This is a genomic window from Desulfovibrio sp. TomC (assembly GCF_000801335.2).
Lineage (GTDB): Bacteria > Desulfobacterota > Desulfovibrionia > Desulfovibrionales > Desulfovibrionaceae > Solidesulfovibrio.
Window position 1 is genome coordinate 1 of sequence record NZ_JSEH01000040.1, and the last position, 18,599, is coordinate 18,599.

Sequence of the window (18,599 nt, forward strand, 5' to 3'; positions counted from 1 at the left end):
CATTTCAGTGTGGTCCGTTTGCGCAGCATCCTGCGCATTTGGTTCAGGTTGGTTTGGAGATCAGAACTGTCTGGGATAAAGAGCCAGCGGAAGGATTCCTCGCCAGTTCGCTCAGCAAAGACAAATGAAACTATAATTCCAACAGTTAAACCACCGCCTCTGGCGGTGTGACGCCAAAAGGTTTGACCGTTCCTGGGTTGATTCTGTTGGAAAAAGAAGGCTCTCCAAACCAAGCCCGCCGGGGCAAGGATGAGGAGAGCCTATGCGAGATTGGGAAAGCCAAGCGCACGTACGCTGGTATTGCCGGTACCACGTCGTGTTCATCCCGAAGTAACGGAAGAAAGCGATCTTTGGAAGACTTCGAAAAGAGATCGGCGGAATTATCCGGGAGTTGTGCCAGCAGTTTGGGCTGGAATTGGTCGAGGGGCATGCTCTTGCTGACCATGTGCACATGTGTTTGAGCATACCGCCCAAGTTCAGCGTTGCAAACGCGATGGGAAAGCTCAAAGGAAAGTCCGCGATTCTTATCCACCGGAGGTATCTCGGAAGGACAAAGAATCTGACAGGGTATCACTTTTGGGCGCGAGGGTACTGCGTGAGCACCGTTGGCTTGGACTGACCTTACCCCATCGAGTACACCAAGGATAAGTTCGGACTCTTGGTTTCAGGGTTTTCCCCCTTAACGGCTCTTCGGTATTCCTCCGGGCTCATCCCGGCAAGGGCGCTGTGGGGGCGCACGGTGTTGTAATCCTGCCTCCAGTCCTCGATGATCCTTTTGGCCTCGGCCAGCGAGCGGAAGGTCTGAGCATTGAGGCACTCATCTCGCAACCGGCCGTTATAGCTTTCGATATGACCGTTATCCACTGGCTTGCCAGGCCGGATGAACTCCAGTTTGACTCCCCGCCCATGCGCCCAGCTATCAAGGGCCTTGCTTGTAAACTCTGGGCCGTTGTCCGTGCGGATAATTGCCGGACACTGCCCCACGGCACTCAGGCGTTCCAAAGTTCTCGCTACCCGATGACCGGTCAAGGAGTGGTCCACTTCAATCACCGGGCTGAGCCGGTCAAAGAGATCGACCACCGTGAGCACGCGTAACCGTCGGCCATTTTCCAGACAATCGCTTACGAAATCCATGGCCCAGTGCTGGTTCGGTCCGGTCGGTCCGAGCTGCACGACACGCAAGTGACTGACGCGCTTGCGGCGCCGTTTGAGCCGAAGCGACAGTCCTTCCTCCCGGTACACCCGCTCGACCCGCTTGTGGTTTACGACAACGCCTTCACGCCGCAACAGGATGTGCAGCCGGGGGCTGCCGAAACGCCGACGTTCCTCGGCCAGTTCCCGCAACCGGACGCGCAGGTCGGCGTCGCGATCCGGGCCAGGCGCTCGCCGGTACGTCCGACGATTCATTTCCATCAACTGGCAGGCCCGCCGCTCGGAATAACCATGCGCCTCAACGGCATGACGCACGGCCAAGCGGCGTTCGGCGGGCTCTACGCGTTTTTTCCAAGGACCTCTTTGAGAACCTGGATGTCCAAGGCCTGGTCGGCCACAAGCCGTTTCAGGCGCTGGTTTTCCTCCTCAAGTCCTCGCAGCCGACGTGCCTCGGTCACTTCCAATCCGCCGAATTTGCTCCGCCATTTGTAAAACGTCGCGTCGGAGATCCCATGCTGGCGGCACACAGCGGCAACCGTCATGCCTGCCTCGGCTTGTTTCAAAATTCCGATGATCTGCTCCTCGCTGAATCGGCTCTTCCGCATGACGATGGCCTCCTTGGCCGGCGTCACGAACTTTTAACTGGGATACCTAATGGGGGAAAGGTCATCACTACCGACCGTTCCTCATAAAAACTGATAATATGAAGAATAATTACTTTCTATTTGCAGACGGACAGAAGCACATCCTGCCCGGCTGCAATAATCAATGGCACCTTAAATGCTTAAGAAAATGATTCTTTAATATACGACTCGTGTTTTGTCGTGTATTTTGTTTGCTTCTACTAAAATTGCATCAACTTTAGAGGAAGATTGGTTGTTTGACGTTCTCTGAACGTTGTTGATGTGATGCTTGTTTTTTTCTTTGACGCTAATTGAAGATGCTTTTAGTTCTTTCTCAAAAGTGCCAACAGCTTTTTCAGCAAATTGCACAAAGTCCTTAAAATTATTGTCATTCTTTGCGAGAGCTAGAAATTTTTTAAAATATATAACAGACTTGTCAAAATTCTTTAAAAAAAGGTAACACATTCCTAAACGGAAATAAGCGTCAACAGGACTTTGATAAAAATCTTTTTTAGCAGTCCCAGGCTTAAGGGTAATAAGATGTTCTAGCAGTGGAATAGCTTCTGAATACTTAGCATGCTGATATAGGCATTCGCTGCCGATGTCATAGGCATCTGCATAGTCGGAGTCTATCGCAATCGCATCTCTTGCGTATTTAGCACATGAACCGTAGTGGTTAAGTGAATATTGAGTTGAAGCTGCTAAAAAATAAGATGGTAAAAAGGTTGGGTTTAATTGTATCGATTTGTCAAAAGCAAAAGATGCTTCTTGGAAATTACGATTTTGAGCTAAAGAAACCCCTTTGGCAAAATACTCATGGGCAGAAGTTTCAGAAAATTTCTGCGAAAAAGTTGTCGGCGCACACGAAGCAGTAGCAAAAATGGTAAAACTTAAAGCTAAAAATAAAATTCTGTATTCAATAGAAACCATATTTAATCTCCAGTGTTATTTGTTGAATGGGAGGTATTAAGGGTGAAAGGGTAAGGGGCTAGGTTTATAAATTCCGATATGATTGAGACAAATCGGCAATTAAGCCAAAGCTCTTATGCGTAAATAATTAATGGAATCTTTAGATTCACGCCAGTTTTTTATCTGAGAAGAAGTAGAAGTAAAATATTATGAAAATATATTTTTTGGAATGGTAATGCCTGGATTAATCCCACCCAATTAGTTTTACTGTTAAATACATTTATTTCTTTGGATAAATCACTGCAATAAAGTGTAGGCGTAAAGGCGTGGATATTATTCTAATGGACAAAAGAATCTTGTAAATCGACGCCTGATTCAAGAATCCAATTATTTTGTTCTGACTGCAAATAACTTCGGGCAGTATTGATTGCAATCGTTTACATTTATGTCATCTTTGACCCCTCTTCCGAAAGTATAATAATAGCCATGTGTAGGATCTTTCTTTTCGCTCGACCAAACAGCCCAGCATCCAACTTCAAAAACAGGGTTAATATGGAAAGTCACTGATTGACCATCGCAAATTTGCACAACACTACCCGTGTTCATTAAGGATTGTAGTTCTTTTATTGTTGGCAGTCTCCAATTGTTGTTATGCTGTTGAAAGCCTTGAACTAATTTAACAGCCTTGTCGAATGGAACTGGCTGACTAGAAAGTACAACCCACTCTAAATCGGTCAAGTTGTCATATATAATGCCTTTATTGTTTTTTGAGAATCTTGCAACCGGTTTTGCCTTAGATGTTGACGTCTCTATCGATTGATCAGACGGTCGGATTGCTTCTACTTTTCCTTTTGAAAGGTTGTCAGCGATTTCAGAGGGATAACTTGGTGAAGTTTTAATCTGTGCTCGATTATTTGGTTGAGGCGTATCAGAAGGGATAAAAACAGCTTTATGAAAATTTTCCATGTATGGCAAAATTTCAAGCATTAAAACGGACAGGATTATACAAATAAAACACAGCCTAGCGTAAGGGAAAAGTTTAGAAAAAATATTTTTTTGTTTGCTAAGATGATAAAAAAAGTATTTGCGAAAATAACTGCAAAAAAACCATGCCGAAAGTGTTGCAAATACAAATCTCCATGTGTGCAAAGGAATCCAAAAAATAAAGCCTACGATTAGGGCGACAAAGAAAACATAAAAATTGCTAATTCGCAAGAAAGCAGTATCTAGATCTTCAAGAGTCTTGTCAAATAATTCGCCATCCGTAGATGCAAAGTCAATATGTTCAGTATTCCCATTAGTAGTGGTGATGTTAAATTGCAACCAAGTTCTTATTATAGTTTCAATTTTTGACAGTTGCAGACCTTGGTCGATTGCAGTTGCTACAATACATCTTTTTTGCGCCTCATTCAAGTCGTTTTGACCAGATGTTGCAAGTATTAAACTTTTTTTTATTTCAATGATTCTGGGATCATGTTCAGAAATATATATGTTATATTGTTCTCGGCCATCACGGAATATTGCCTCAATAGCTGGTATTGCTTGAATAAATTTAACTGCAAAATCTTTTTTTGTTGCTGAATTTACTAGACATTGAATGGACTTTTCTATGTCTCTGAGCTTGGCAATGATAATCGGTGTGGGTTCATTGGTATCAACTCCAAGGAATGAATATAAATCATAATTAAATTTTCGATCACTATCTACCCGGCGAGCTTCAATCAAAAAAGTATCAATCGCAACAAAATAATGACTAATGTCTCTCATTAACTTCTCCAAAAAATATCAATTAGTCACGCTTTTGGGTGAGCAATCATAAGGAGGTAATTTGTTTAGGCCATTCTCTAACCCGGAACGGAGTTAATAGACTGAATCAATTCAGCCCATTACGGATAACGCCCGATAGTTATGCTATACCGAGAAATTGACTTTGACACCTTTTAGCAAGGTTTCACCGCCGAGTAAGTTTGTTGCGACCCAATTTTTCCGATATGATAGCTCAATGGATTTTGCTTGCAAAGGAGAGGCTCAGCCTGTTTGCATTTGCTTGGAAACAATATTGTCAATCATAGTAAAATTCACTAAAAAAACAGTTCAAAGATTATATTGATTAAATATGCTAGCAATATCTAGAGGATTAAGTTCGCAAATTTAAAGGAGTTGACTCTTTCGAGTAAAATTCTTGCTCTATCTGCAAATTCAGAACGCAAAAAAGGTTTTGTTTTTTAAAGGTTATCTTTATCATCCCTGCTCCATCATCGAAATATGGTCTTGCGAAGCTTTTTTTTCTTCTTTACTCATCGAACCACCCAGAGTAACTTGACCTTGCGTCCGAATTCCTGTTTCAACGTCAACAATTTCAACATCAAGAGTTTTATTGATATTATATTTATACAAAACTTCCAAAGGAGTCCCTTTGGGCCTGGGAGGAAGTTTGTCCAGAATAACCTCGCCTATGAGGGCAACATCATCACGTTTTTTCCCAAAACCCTCAGTGATCTCAACTTTAACCGAGGTTTGTTGGTCATAGGCATAGTGGAAAGTATCCTTTACGATATGAGGTATGTCTGTTTGTTCAGAAATCATTTCATGAACGTATTCCGCAAAATTATTATCAAGAAGGATAACGCCCAGTGATTTTGCGACACATTCTTGTATCTTGATATCTTTCAATCCTGCAAGAAGTTTTGTTTTTAGACTAACTGCAGCTACCTCGCCATGTAATTCTTTTGCTTTGGCAAATTCCTCTTCAATGAAACGATATTTCGCCTGATATGCAGCGCCAATAGCTACACACTGATCAGGGTTTACATCTGTTGAGGGCTCTTTCCCACTAAGCTCTCTCACCATCTCTCTGACCATCGGCATGTAAGTAGATCCGCCGACTAACAAAATAGTATCAAGATCACTCCATGACATATTAGCTTTTTCTAGCACATTTTTGCAAAGGCGTGAGCATTGTTGCAAACGATCTTTCGTTAAAGATTCAAATTGTTTTCTTTGGACTTCAATTGTTTCTCTTTTCCCATCATGACTTACCACAATATTTGTTTTAGCCATTTTTGATAGTGATATCTTAGCTTTTAGAACTCTATCGTAAAGCTCTTGAAAGGAATACGGGTCATCCTGCGGATCAGAATGATATTTATTCTTAAATGATTCGGCACAATACGAAAGTAAATCATCGTCCCAATCCTTACCTCCGAGCTCGGGATCGCCGTCTGATGCAACCATCCAAATATTATTGTCTTTGATACTTAATATCGTGACATCAAAAGTCCCGCCGCCTAAATCAAAGACAAATACATTCTGGTCCTTTCCAATTTTATTAATTCCATACGCAAGGGCGGCAGCTGTTGGTTCATTCATAACCATTAATACGTTAAGACCTGCAAGCTCACCAGCTTCTTTTGTTGCACCCCGTTGGTCCATGCCAAAATAAGCAGGTACAGTAATCACAACGTCTTTAACCTCGACTTCAAGTCCTAACTGTAAAAAATATAATTTTGCGTCAAGTGCTAACTTTTTTAAAATAATAGCAGAAATTTCTTGAGGATTATATGCTCTGTCATGAATTTTATAATTAAAGTTAGGACGGCCCATCTGTCTTTTGATAAAACTTACCGTATTTTGTGGGTCAGCTTTTAACATGTTGACAGCTTCATCCCCCACCAAAAATTTCATATCATCACTAAAATAAACAACAGAAGGGGTAATCGGCCTATTTTCTTGGCTAGGGATAACAACAGGTTTGCCGTGCTCATCAATATAAGATATTGCAGAAAATGTTGTGCCAAGATCAATTCCAAAGACATAAGAAAAATCTGACATTGCAAGATCCTCTTTAAAGTTTTTAGGCGAATGCTTCAGAAGGCCAAACCGATGGAACTACGTATTATTAGATTGGGGAGTGTGTGTTTTTTCGAAGCGTTTAATGGTGACATCCTGTGGCCTAAGCACATTATTCCGCCAAATAAAACCTTTACGCAACACATCGACAATTTGAAAATCTTCATTTAAGTTTTTCGTGGGAATCACACGAATTGTTCTATGATTTTTAGGATTAATATCATCTTCGTCTTCAATAGTGACTACTTCCTGTCTATACAATATTTCTAGAAATTCATCAAGTAGGCTTTTGACATGATTTAGTAAGTCATCGCCATCGTTAGAGGAAGATTCAATCGATCTGATCAGACTTGCCAAACTATCGTGAAACAAAAGCAGATCTAATAGAAGTGGTTTCATTGACCGATCAATGAAATTGTTTAAGTTTTTTTGGCTTTGCAATTCATCGTAGAGCTTGTCAAAAGCTTTTTCTTTTGTTTCATCGTATTCAAACCGTTCAATGAATTTTTGTTTTAAAAAAGTAGCAAATTCAAGGTTACTTTCAGTTAACATGAGAATCCGTTTAATTCGATCCTTTCCCGAAGATAATATATCTGTTACTGGGGAGGATTCAAATCCATTGCCCAATGTTTCATTAGCAATCTCATCAGTTCCTTCGTTGTTGTCACCCATATTGGCTGCTCCTATGTTGTCTACTTGTTAATTTAGAATCAGTTTAGTTAAAATATTGCCAAATTGAAGTAAAAAATGGATCATCTAATCAGATAATTACTCGTCAAAAATCAAAACCATGATTTCGCAGTGAAACTTTCTACAGAAATAAAGTTACTAAGTCTTGTACCCCTATAGTTCACGCAATTGTCACTAAAATAAAACTGCACATTTACTTACAAAAAATTAAACTGGGCCAACCAAGTTGTCAAGGGGAAAAATACATGAAACAAGAATTTGACCTTCGTGATTATGATATTAGGCAGCTGCACTTAAATCGGACTGAGGTGGTCTGGCTTGATTGGACAGTTTGGCGGCGTTGTTAAGCTCCAGTCCGGTTGGTGCTCATGCCGCCTTGGGGGCCGAGTGGCCCTCCCGGTATACGTCCATGGGGCGGCGACCGTCAAAAGCCGTATGCGGTCGTCGCTCGTTGTAGAAGTGGAACCAGTTTCCGTGCGCTTGGCGAGCTTGGCTGCCGGTTTCGAGTTCTCGCAGGTAAATGCACTCCCATTTCACCGAGCGCCATAGCCGCTCGATAAAGACGTTATCCATCCAGCGGCCTTTGCCATCCATGGAGATGGCAACGCCGGCATCTTTAAGCGTCTGCGTGAAGTCCTGGCCAGTGAATTGCGACCCCTGATCCGTGTTGAAGATTTCCGGCACCCCATAGCGGTTCATGGCCTCTTCCAAGGCGGCAACGCAAAAATCAGCGTCCAGGGTGTTGGATAAACGCCAAGACAACACGGCCCGGCTGTGCCAGTCCATGACCGCCACCAGATACAGGAAGCCTCGCTTCATCGGTACATACGTGATGTCGGCGCACCACACCTGATCCGGCCGTTTGATCGCAAGCTCTCGCAGCAGGTACGGATGAATCTTGTGCTCGGGATGCGGCGCACTCGTCCTGGGCTTCTGGTAGATTGCCACCAACCCCATCTTGCGCATCAACCGCCGCACGCGGCCACGTCCGATCTCGATGCCCTGATGCCGCAAATGCAGCCGCATCTGGCGCGATCCGTAAAACGGCGTCTCCAGAAACTGCTCGTCGATATGCTGCATCAGCTCCAGATTCGTGGCCGACTCGCCTTTCGGGCGATGAAACCAAGTCGACCTGGCCAACCCGAGGATGCGACACTGCCGGCAAATACTGAGTCGGGGATGCCCGCGTTCGACCATCCCACGCCTTCGCTCGCGACTCATCGTTTGGCGAAGGCTCGCTCTAAAAAATCCTTCTCCACGGTCAATTGACCGATCTTGGCGTGGAGTTCCCGGATCTCGGTGGCGTTATCCTTCTGTGCCGTCGCCGCCTTCCCGGAAAAGGCCGCAACCATGCCTTCCTTGGCTTGTCGCTTCCAACCTGTGATCTGCGTCGGATGCACGTCATATTTGCTGGCCAGTTCAGCCAAGGTCAATTCGCCGGACAAGGCCTCAAGCGCCACTTTCGCCTTGAACTCTGCTGAAAACTTCCGTCGCTTGGACATCGAAACCGCCCTCCGTCATCGAGGACTAGAGCTTAACAGGCTGTCCAATTTTCCGCGACCACCTCAAGAATGTTGGCAGTCTTGAGTTGTTGAAAGCTGTTGACGAAGCCAAAGAGACCAAGGGCAACAAGAAATAGTTTAGGCTCAAAACAAGAAACCCACGCCTTCCATGTTAAAGTGGTCGGCGTGGGTTTTTTTATCAATTCTCAAGAGCAATAAGCATCAATGCTTGGCATCAAAATTTTGTTAATTCTCGAAAACAAATCTAAAAAATAATCAACTGGCTCATTATCATATTTAAGCGCCACAAGAACTTTCTTGTCATCCCAAGCGCTAAACTGCTTAACCCTCTGAAACCAAGCCCAATGTTTCGACTGAGACCCAGGTCCAATTTCTTTATTTAATTCATCAATTACGGCTTGACTTAAAAGCCCTTCTAAATCCTTGTCCTTGCTTAATCCAATAATAAAGTCCCTCACTCCGCCAGATTGCGCCTCTAAATTTAGCCATATATCTTTATTGCTCCAAGATTGTTTCTGAAAAGCAATCCCAGCATATGACACCATGCCTTCCTCTGCATAGGTGTTGTTACATATCCACATAGAGCTATCGCCAAGGCTCTTAAAAAAAGAATCCTTCAATCTTTGTCCGAATGAATCATAAATGGAAACTAAAAGCTGATTTCTGGATTCTATCACATTCAAAGCAATTTCTAAGTTTCTTTTGCTAGCCAAAGCATAATTAACGACTGCATCTTTCTCTGGCGCTAACATTACAAACCTCCTCATCCTTGAATTATATTTTCAAGGATGTAATTCTTAAACTCATCTAAAAAAAAGCACACCCTAGTCGAATTACAAACAGTCTTACATTCATCTAGCCATGTCGCGACCTCGAGGTAAGACCAAACAACCAATGTGACTCCTGACGGAGCTTTGTTTGTATTAATTGTTTTAGGATTATGACCTGATGGAGTCAAAAAGACTATATAGCTATTATTGCTCAGCCTTGAAAGATGGTCTGAATAATCTGCCAGCTGGTTGTCTTGCTCTCCTGACCACAGCTTATTCTCAATTGCTATCAGCACAGCCCCGAGCTCAACCAGAATGTCAATTCGCCTATGGTTTTGAAGTATTTTATAAGTATGAGATTCGCGCGACACTTTTACTCTTGAAATGTCTAGAGATATTCTAGACTGTTCCAACAGTTTTTCTAAAAACCTACTGAGAAAAGCTGATCCCTGGCCATGTCGTTCAGAAGGATTTAATAAAAAAGCGATGAGATCAGACATTTTGTTTTCATCAATATACATTAGCTTAAAAAAATTAAACTCTGGTGCCAGAAATTTATTTAACTTTGAATTTGCATCTTTGACTACTTCCAACCGAAACGACAACTCATCAAAGAAACTTGCAAGATTACTTTCCATGGTTATTCCTCATATAGTAAGTATATTCTTTTGTTGTCACATGTCGGAGGTGAAGTCAAATATTATTCACATATTCAAACGCTCCCTTGACCTTCAAGGAAACCCACAACCTGCGGTCGCGGATTGGTCGACACGGACAGATCACCGGCCCAGACCAGGGGATTGCTGCCTTCCAACCCGGCCGGCGGCTCAAGGTAATCAGCATAGAGGTGGCCAGTGACGCAGATGTTTGCCTTGAAGCCAAGTTGATTCGCTTACTCGGTGACGTCAATCAATCTATGTTTTAAACTTACACACTCCACGACGTTGTCATCCATTGAGTACTGTTTTAGGCCGCACAATAATAAGCACTAGCATCAATCAAGCAATAACCCGTGTACAGCTGAAATATGATTCATTTTTTTGGGCGGACTAACTATGGGAGGCAGATCTCCGTAAACCCCTGTGTTGTAGTAAGCATACCCTCCAAACTTCGTACCTGTTGAGTCCACACTCACGTGTTCTTCATATGAAATTCGAAAAAAACCATTTTCGCCCCAATCATTCCCCCAGCTATTTTTTACTAAAAAGTATCTCTCATTGTCGTTATAGCCAACAACGAGAATGGCATGACTCCCTACATATTCCGCACTAGTACGGCGATAAACACCAGACTCGTAAAAATAAAAATCATAGTAAGTTCGCATGTTGACAACGAGCGGTCCATAGTCTCTTAGATACTTCTTCACAAGAGCGATGGTATAGGTAGCTTGATCCCCTACATACTCCCACGGGACTTGGAGCACCCCGTCCTTAAGCTTAAATTTCTTAGTAGACCCATATTAGTCAGTACCTTGCAGTGCAAGCGAGCACTCTAGTTTAGACTCTACGTAGGGCGCGTAGGTTTCTTCGATAGCGCCAACATCTCTGTAAAAATTAATCGCACGAGAAGTATATCCACTTACACATGTCCCGGCACTAACATTGTTACACGACAACAATCCTTGCTCAGACAAATCCATGGCCGACGCTTCATCAAATCTCTCGTTATATATCCTCAGCAGCGTTTCAAGTTGAGCAGTCACTGCAAACGCCCAGCAAGAACCACACGAACCTTGATTCTTTATACTCGTAACATAATTTACTCCATCAACGTCTGTCCAAGTGAACCTTGAAGGTGCCTCTGAGGCAACATCGTCAGGCACGTTGCGCCTTGCGTTTAGTTGAGGTTGAATACTAGACTCTTCCTCGACAGCGGTCGCCCACTTTTTTAAATCCTCAATGGACATACCTGTAAATTTGTTGTCTCCAGCCTTCCATGAACTTTTAGCTTTCTGGGATATCTCATCATTAATTGACGCAACACGACTCGATTCTGCTAAGGCATCAACAGTAATCAATAAGCACATTAAAGTCGAAAGAAGAAAAGTATGCATGTGGCTTGCCTTATATTAACTTGTTTCAAAAATAGCGTCCACCTGAACAATAACTTATTCGCGTTCTATGACCAAATGACAAGTCTATACTTGAATTCAACAATCTTGACACCTTTAAGGTGGTGGTCGTTAGTTAACAAAATACAAGCGAACACAATGACAAAGATCACCCCAGATGCAGTATATTTTTGTTAAATCAGGACATCGCTCTCCGCATTACTCGGCATCGCATCGAATCCTCGACTCGCCTTGGATCCCGTCAATGGTTGTGGAGGGGTAACTTTAAATTGTTTAAACGATCCTCTCTACAAACCCATTGTTGAAGACAAAAATTTGTTGCAGCAGATGTTCGACCTCAATTCCATTGGATCTCAAGAATGAGAATTGTGGAGGTTGTATGTAATCCAGAAAGCCTAGCTTAAAAAAAGTTTCCCCTGAATAACTTAGCCAGTCTTTATATCCTGGCGAATAATATTTATAAGCTTCAGTTAAAGCAAGATTATACAAAACGCCGTTCATTCGACTTAATGGATTCCTTCCATCTGACCGATCTTTGACTATACGTATTCTTGAATAAGCTACAGCCAGTGCTTCTTCCAAAAGTGGCTCACGTTTTGATCCAAATAAGTATCGCTGAATGTCACAATTAAAATGAAACAACTCATGATAATATGTCTTATAGCAAACAAGTCTCGCCAAGCAGCACAAATCTTCTTTTGTTAAGTATAATGTCAGTTTTTTTCGGCACCTAGCAATTAATGACCAAAAAAAATATAAATATTATTTCGGTATAAAGTAATAACCCCAGGACTTTGCATTAAATTATATGACCCAAGGAGAACAGCCTCTGACAAGAAACCTTCCATCTGTGCTTGGCCTTCAAAAACATCAATTGGCTGATTTAAAAGTTCGTCTAAATAATCATTACCAAGTTTATCTAAAATAACAATTTCTCCAAGTTCAGCAACAGGTATTTCATTAATTTCTTCTGTTAATTCTTTTGCTAATTTATCTGCAATGTTCATTGTCGATCACCTCTTGAAGTATGATTATGCCTTGAGCCTTACAAATAACGCTGGAAAAAGTTGTTGGCTACAAAGAGACTAGTAGGCATTTAATGCTCTTTGAAGATCAGATCTCAATTCCTCCACTAGCTCTCTTGGCTCTAGTAGTTTAGCGTCTGCGCCGAAACCTAATATCCATCTTTTTACATCAAACCAACCTGATGTGTTTAGTTCTAAAATGATCGACCCGTCAGGACAATAATTTTTAACTTCACGAGTGGACCAAACTCTTTCGTCTATGTATTTAGCCTGGCTAGATGAAAACCATATTTTTACAAAAACTGGATCGTCAAATATAACTCCAAAAGAATTTTCTAATAATTTTTCAGGATTGAATCCGCGGGGATATTTATAATTCTTGTTTAGCAATGTTATTTTTTGAATCCGCTCAACTGCGATCGTCCGAACGTCTTTGTGATTGTCGAATCTGACAAATAGATACAACCCGCCATTCTTACTAAAAAAACAAAGTGGGCTTATGTTGTACTCAGCAATATTTTCTTTTGCAAACGAGTAATAAGACATTTTGCATTGCTTTTTTTTAATTATTGCCTGATTAACAATATCAATTATTTTTTCTTTCTCAGTATAATCTTTATCAAAATCGTAGCTCTTAATATATATTTTTTTAATAGTATTTACCATATCAGAAACCTTGAGCGTAGTAATTGATGCAATCTTTTCAAATGCGCTATTAATGTATCCTTCAATTTGTGTCCCATTTAAAATCGTAAAGTTAGTTTTCATCAAAAAAAGTGCAATAAGCTCCGGCACAGAGAAAAAAATGCATGGGAACTTGGTATTGCCAATTTTTCTGACGTACTCATGACTTGCCTTGTAAGAAAATTTTCCTTCTCTACCTATTTCTATGATCTCAATTCCTAACTGCATTATGATATCAACGTTCCTTCGAGCAGTACGTTCATGCACTTCTAATATTTCAGCAATTTCGCCATAGGTAGCCCCTTGCGGCCTAGCTAGCAATTCAAATGTCTGTATTATGCGAATGACGTTTTGACCGCGGTTAATTGTCATTTCGATTGCCCCATGAATTAACTGCGACTAACAAGCGCTTCTTGTTAAACTTTGATGCTGTCATGTAATCAGAATTTCCCGATAAAATTTCTTTACTTACCTGACCTGGAACATGGTCTAATGAAACGATATGGCTAAAAGATGGGTCAAATAACATTCTGGCAAACTTTGTAGCATAGGTTTTCCCGGCATTGATATAAGCTAAATTTAAAGAACTTAAATTTTCATCAATTTTGTCAAAAATCTGAGGGCAATGCAAAAGATTTTTTACCCGAGCAAATTGTTCACTTGAAAGAGAGACTTTAAGAAAAGTATCATCGTTCATAACGTCCTCCTTGCCTCACCCGGTTGGCCAGGTGTGCTTGTTGAGAGGACCTTACGACGTGGTTTTGACAGATTAGGTCATAGCGATTTCAAAATATATATCAATATTTCAACATGTTGCCTGCTATTGAAAAAATAGTTTTTGCCCACCAACGGAGTTATCATCCTTGCTAGTGGAGGAAAAGAGAGGGCAATTCATCAGAGGACGTTTCCACTAGAACCAAGGCAAGCGTCAGGAAAAGCCCCTTCATGAAACCACCCCCAGTTTATGGACTATTCTCTGCCAATAATCCTTTTTTCTCATCCCGGCTGGAGTAACCCCCATTTAGACCGGACACCCTCTTGACCCTAGGAGATAGGTCTAGAGGTATGTCCAGACAGAGTGCTAACGAGTTTCACACGGTCAGTCCTGACCAGTGAACTGCGATCCCTGGTCCGTGTTAAAGATTTCCGGCACCCCGTAACGATTCATGGCCTCTTCCAAGGCGGTAATGCAGAAATCGGCGTCCAGGGTGTTGGATAGCCGCCAGAACAGCACGGCTCGGCTGTGCCAGTCCATCACCGCCACGAGGTAGAGGAAACCGCGCCGCATGCGGACATACGTGATATCCGCGCACCACACCTGGTCCGGCCGTTTGATCGCAAGGCCGCGCAGCAGATACGGATAGATCTTGTGCCCTGGATGCGGCTGACTGGTCTTGGGCTTCTGGTAGATCGCCATCAGCCCCATCCTGCGCATCAATGCCGCACGCGTCCACGTCCGACCACGATGCCCTGATGCCGTAAATGCAGCCGCATCTGGCGCGATCCGTAAAACGGCGTCTCCAGAAACTGCTCGTCGATATGCTGCATCAGGTCCAGGTTCATGGCCGACTCGCCGTTCGGGCGATGATACCAAGTCGACCTGGCCAGCCCGAGGATGCGGCACTGTCGGGAAATACTGAGTCGGGGATGGCCGCGTTCGACTATCCCACGCCTTCGCCCGCGACTCATCGTTTGGCGAAGGCTCGCTCTAAAAAATCCTTTTCCACGGTCAATTGGCCGATCTTGGCGTGGAGTTCCCGGATTTCGGCGGCGGCATCCTTCTGCACGGTCGCAGCCTTTCCGGAAAAGGCCGCCACCATGCCTTCCTTGGCCTGACGCTTCCAGCCGGCGATCTGTGTCGGATGCACGTCGTACTTGCTGGCCAACTCGGCCAAGGTCAACTCGCCCGACAGGGCCTCGAGCGCCACTTTGGCCTTAAACTCCGCTGAAAACTTCCGTCGCTGGGACATCGAAAACCGTCCTCCTCGCTTGAGGACTATAGCTTAGCAGACTGTCCAATTTCCCGCGACCACCTCATCCTCCTGACTTTGCCTGACCTAAGTCGGCGACCTGTAGCCATGTCGGCCTATCCTCCACCACCGTTGTCGCCGACCCAAGTCCTAACGCTCTCCTCTATGAAAACTAGGAAAAACAAATCAGCGAACGAACCGCCCTGTCATAAATTTCTTCGATGTCACGATCTAAAGCACTAAGACGACTATCAAGCTCCCTCAAGACAAAAGCATTTTGTTGGTCCGCATCAATTTTAAATAAATCTATTTTATCAATTAAGTACACCACCAGCGCACTGGCAATACCTACTAGACCGCCGGTGAGTGCAGCTATGATGGCTGAGCCAAACGAACCCAAGACAGGGATGGCTGACAAAGTTGGCAGCAATGCCTTTTCAATATATTCTTCAGCAATAATACCGACCCCTGTAAGCACACCCGAAGCCAGCAGTTTTAAGGCGGCATCCGACGCTTGGGCCGCAGTCATTCCTTCGGGACGTACCACTAACAGTTTGATAGCTCGGATCAATGACATGAAGCCTTCACGGATCATTCGAACGACACGCTTAGCTGTTGTCCAAAATGCATTAATAAATGTCGTAAAAATGTTGCTCAGGAATCCGCTAATGGCCCCATCACGCAAAGCGATAACGACGTTTTTCCAATTATTTAGTACAGTTTTTGCAACGTGATGAAGACGTGCAACTAACGCTTCAAAGAAAGTATCTTTGCCAACACCGTCTTTGAATCCATTTTTATACGCATCTTGGACTTCATCGAAAATTTCTACAAAAAAATCAACCATAACACAACCAATGGCTTGCTGTAGCCCCATTTTCGAAGCCTCAACACCACTTGTTGTCAGTGTGCTTTTGAAAAATTTACTGCTCGAATAATACTCACGAGAGATCGTCTTCTCATAACTTAAGCGTGCTTCCCTGTCCTTGGTCGAAACCCTCTCATGGTCAACTTCCTCTAATTTTCTCCACTTATTATATTCTTGGCGTTCCTGGTCAGTCAAAGATGTCTTAGCCGCAAGTTCCTCAATACGCGCTTGGCGGACATCCTTTTTGATATTAAGATCTTCAAGATGTCTACCAGCCGGCTTATGCTTCTTAGAACGATTGATACTACGCTCGGTTGCGTTAAGATTATAAGAAGAGTTCGCGGCGTCTGGACCGTTTTTCTCAGCGAGTACCCTGCCCGGGTCATTGTGAATCTCAGAAGCAGAAATCGTATGATCAAGATCAACATTGTCATTTCGATTTACTTTGCGTCCTGTATATTCATCAACAAGTACACCTTCGGCCTTTTCAGCAGCTACAGTTCTATTCTTTGCAATATAATCAGAGTGGCTATGGTACTTAGCACTATCGTACTCTTCACGATGATCATATCTCAGCCTTTCATTATCTGTCGCGTAAATACCAGATCTAGCATTATGGATCGTATCGACGTTCCCTCCAACTTTGTCGTAGGCAGCAACAATCTGGCCAAGACCGAAAGGGCCAACTACACTCGAAATGACCTGCCTCTGACAACTGAAGATCAAATCGTTGATTTTTTTCTTATCCCATGCCGAATTTATTGATTCAAGAATTTTGTTGATTTCATTAACCGGAACGTGAATTTCTTCAAGAATAAGACGTTCATCCTCTTTGTGGCGTCTTTCCATGCTCTCAAAAACCGCAAACGATTTCTCATCGATAGGCATATCTGTTAGTAAGCTAGAATTAATGAGCTTGTCGTCTTCGGTATGCCTAGCCCGAACTGCTTTTAGCAATTCTTGCTGTCGCTTATAGCGGTCAACAGCCTCACCCATTGAAACAACCTCCCTCTCTCTGCCGTTGTGATTAGACTAAGAGCAGATCTGTAACTTGGGAAATAGCCGGGTACGGAGGCGAGTGCCACCCGGTACTTTAGTTGAATTGGTACTTAGTGGCTTCCCAATTGTCGATAAAATGCTTTTCCTCTTGGCTAACAACTCCGTCAGCCAATGCAACAAGCTGAATTATCTCATCTATCTCCGCAGCTGTGACGTCATATTCACGAGCTTTCTTTATCGCTGGATAAAAAGCTGGTGGATATTTACGCAACTGCTCGATATCGTTTTTAACATGCTCAGGAAGAGCACTTTTACTAATGCCCGCGACAAAAGCATCAAGCTCTTTTATCTCGACATTACTGATGTTTCCATCGGAATTTGCGATAGCCATACCAACAGCGAAGAGGCCAACAAGTTTCCGCTCAAATGCATTATTTTTAGCAAGACGTTCACCAAGATCGCTTACCTTTTGCCTGTATTTAGCTGCTGCGGCGGTCTCCCCTGCCTTCACACCTTCAGCTCGGGCAGTCTCTTTGTCAGACTTCTTTTTTTGTTCGTCAGAGCAGCCCATTTCGTAGCCTATTAAGCCTCCTGCCGTTGCAGCACCAGCAGTCGCAGCAATTGTCCCTATGCCTGTTAGAGACGCAATCAAAGTCGCGCCTCCTAACACCGAGCCCCCCCCGGTAAATGGAGCTGCGGCAATTGCCCCTATTCCAATTCCAACACCAGCCAGAACCTTCCAATAGGACATGTCATACCCCCCACATCAAGCATGCTTTATACGTTAGTTTCCACAAACAACTTCACCATCGAATTGTTTGGCCCACCAAATAACCTCTTTTGGCTCCGCCACCTGCACTGAAAAAATAATTGAACCAGTGTTTTCCCATTCAATTTTTTGCGAATGATGCCACTCTGTATCCACTACGAATGGAATAACTGCCCCTTTAAATCTTATCTTCACTTCGCGAGAAGACTCTCCGATATAAAAATTGAAGGCATTGCTCAATTTCTTGTAAAATCCACCGTCGTCGACACACACGTCAAAGAATATCCCAGTCTTTTGAATCTCTTTGATCCGGCTTACCCTGAAGACCCTAAATGGGCTAGATTTCTCCTGCGTCCTAGCGTATAAATACATGTATCGTTGGAGGAAATACACTCTCAAGGGATCAACTTCACGCCATGTCGTCTTCCAATCCCTACTGGATTGATAATAAATTTTTAGCCGATTACCAGTGGCAACCGCACTTTGGAGAGTATCGAGTGTGGTTGAATCACAGCCGCAACTATCTCGCATCACAGTTTGGTTAAATATATCGACAACTTGCGTCCTGAATGGTTCATCAAGCCCACATGCGAGTTTTTTTGCAACTTGCAGAGCCTTTACTGCCACGTGTCCTTCCCCTACAGAACAAACATGCCTCAATGCAAACGTTACTATCAACCGATCAGACAGACTGAGT

Annotated in this window: 14 protein-coding genes and 3 pseudogenes; 1 reads left to right on the plus strand and 16 read right to left on the minus strand. The window is 43.2% G+C overall.

All coding sequences use genetic code 11. The annotated features are described in order from the left end of the window. Positions 1 to 262 precede the first annotated feature (262 nt). Positions 263 to 616 (plus strand): annotated as a pseudogene (gene tnpA, locus NY78_RS21000) (IS200/IS605 family transposase); the annotation flags it as partial. A gap of 5 nt (positions 617 to 621) precedes the next feature. Here the strand turns inward: tnpA and NY78_RS21005 are convergent. The 16 genes and pseudogenes from NY78_RS21005 to NY78_RS24230 form a co-directional block, all read right to left on the minus strand. Next, a protein-coding gene (locus tag NY78_RS21005) for an IS3 family transposase (protein WP_156181072.1) occupies positions 622 to 1,757 on the minus strand; the annotation gives its coding sequence in 2 pieces (ribosomal slippage) (positions 622 to 1,496 and positions 1,496 to 1,757; 1,137 coding nt in all). A 195-nt stretch (positions 1,758 to 1,952) separates the two neighbouring features. After that, positions 1,953 to 2,705: a tetratricopeptide repeat protein gene (locus tag NY78_RS24180; protein ID WP_082140164.1), complete on the minus strand. Its 753-nt coding sequence runs from the start codon at positions 2,703 to 2,705 to the stop codon at positions 1,953 to 1,955. 366 nt (positions 2,706 to 3,071) lie between these two features. Beyond that, entirely contained in the window at positions 3,072 to 4,451 is a 1,380-nt protein-coding gene (locus tag NY78_RS24185; RefSeq protein ID WP_082140165.1) for an Lcl domain-containing protein, read from the minus strand. Positions 4,452 to 4,925: 474 nt separating this feature from the next. Continuing rightward, a complete protein-coding gene (locus NY78_RS24190; RefSeq protein ID WP_082140166.1) occupies positions 4,926 to 6,515 on the minus strand; it encodes an Hsp70 family protein in 1,590 nt (529 codons plus the stop codon). Positions 6,516 to 6,572: 57 nt separating this feature from the next. Next, entirely contained in the window at positions 6,573 to 7,205 is a 633-nt protein-coding gene (gene grpE, locus NY78_RS24195; protein ID WP_082140167.1) for a nucleotide exchange factor GrpE, read from the minus strand. Between the two features lie 384 nt (positions 7,206 to 7,589). Continuing rightward, positions 7,590 to 8,725 (minus strand): IS3 family transposase gene (locus NY78_RS21020; protein WP_156181074.1). Its coding sequence is split into 2 segments (ribosomal slippage): positions 7,590 to 8,450 and positions 8,453 to 8,725, totalling 1,134 coding nucleotides; the frame shifts between segments, so codons are not numbered across the junction. Positions 8,726 to 8,931: 206 nt separating this feature from the next. After that, a complete protein-coding gene (locus tag NY78_RS21030) occupies positions 8,932 to 9,498 on the minus strand; it encodes a hypothetical protein (protein WP_043640721.1) in 567 nt (188 codons plus the stop codon). An 11-nt stretch (positions 9,499 to 9,509) separates the two neighbouring features. Then, positions 9,510 to 10,154: a PDDEXK-like family protein gene (locus tag NY78_RS24200; protein WP_082140169.1), complete on the minus strand. Its 645-nt coding sequence runs from the start codon at positions 10,152 to 10,154 to the stop codon at positions 9,510 to 9,512. 356 nt (positions 10,155 to 10,510) lie between these two features. Next, positions 10,511 to 11,569: pseudogene (locus NY78_RS25670) on the minus strand (C1 family peptidase). A gap of 755 nt (positions 11,570 to 12,324) precedes the next feature. Beyond that, a complete protein-coding gene (locus NY78_RS25000; protein WP_156181078.1) occupies positions 12,325 to 12,594 on the minus strand; it encodes a hypothetical protein in 270 nt (89 codons plus the stop codon). 78 nt (positions 12,595 to 12,672) lie between these two features. Beyond that, the gene (locus NY78_RS24220) at positions 12,673 to 13,668 is read right to left on the minus strand and encodes a helix-turn-helix transcriptional regulator (protein WP_082140172.1); all 996 of its coding nucleotides are present in this window, start codon (positions 13,666 to 13,668) and stop codon (positions 12,673 to 12,675) included. Then, a complete protein-coding gene (locus NY78_RS25005; RefSeq protein ID WP_156181080.1) occupies positions 13,658 to 13,993 on the minus strand; it encodes a hypothetical protein in 336 nt (111 codons plus the stop codon). The genes NY78_RS24220 and NY78_RS25005 overlap by 11 nt, the downstream gene beginning before the upstream one ends. Before the next feature lie 414 nt (positions 13,994 to 14,407). Then, a pseudogene (locus NY78_RS25675) lies at positions 14,408 to 15,266 on the minus strand (IS3 family transposase); the annotation flags it as partial. Positions 15,267 to 15,438: 172 nt separating this feature from the next. Continuing rightward, positions 15,439 to 17,130, minus strand: coding sequence for a lactate permease (locus NY78_RS25015; protein ID WP_156181086.1), 1,692 nt, complete (start codon positions 17,128 to 17,130; stop codon positions 15,439 to 15,441). Positions 17,131 to 17,227: 97 nt separating this feature from the next. Further along, entirely contained in the window at positions 17,228 to 17,884 is a 657-nt protein-coding gene (locus tag NY78_RS24225) for a tellurite resistance TerB family protein (RefSeq protein WP_082140174.1), read from the minus strand. 33 nt (positions 17,885 to 17,917) lie between these two features. After that, positions 17,918 to 18,599, minus strand: a 682-nt coding sequence (locus tag NY78_RS24230) for a helix-turn-helix transcriptional regulator (protein ID WP_231584069.1), incomplete at its 5' end; no start/stop codon positions are given.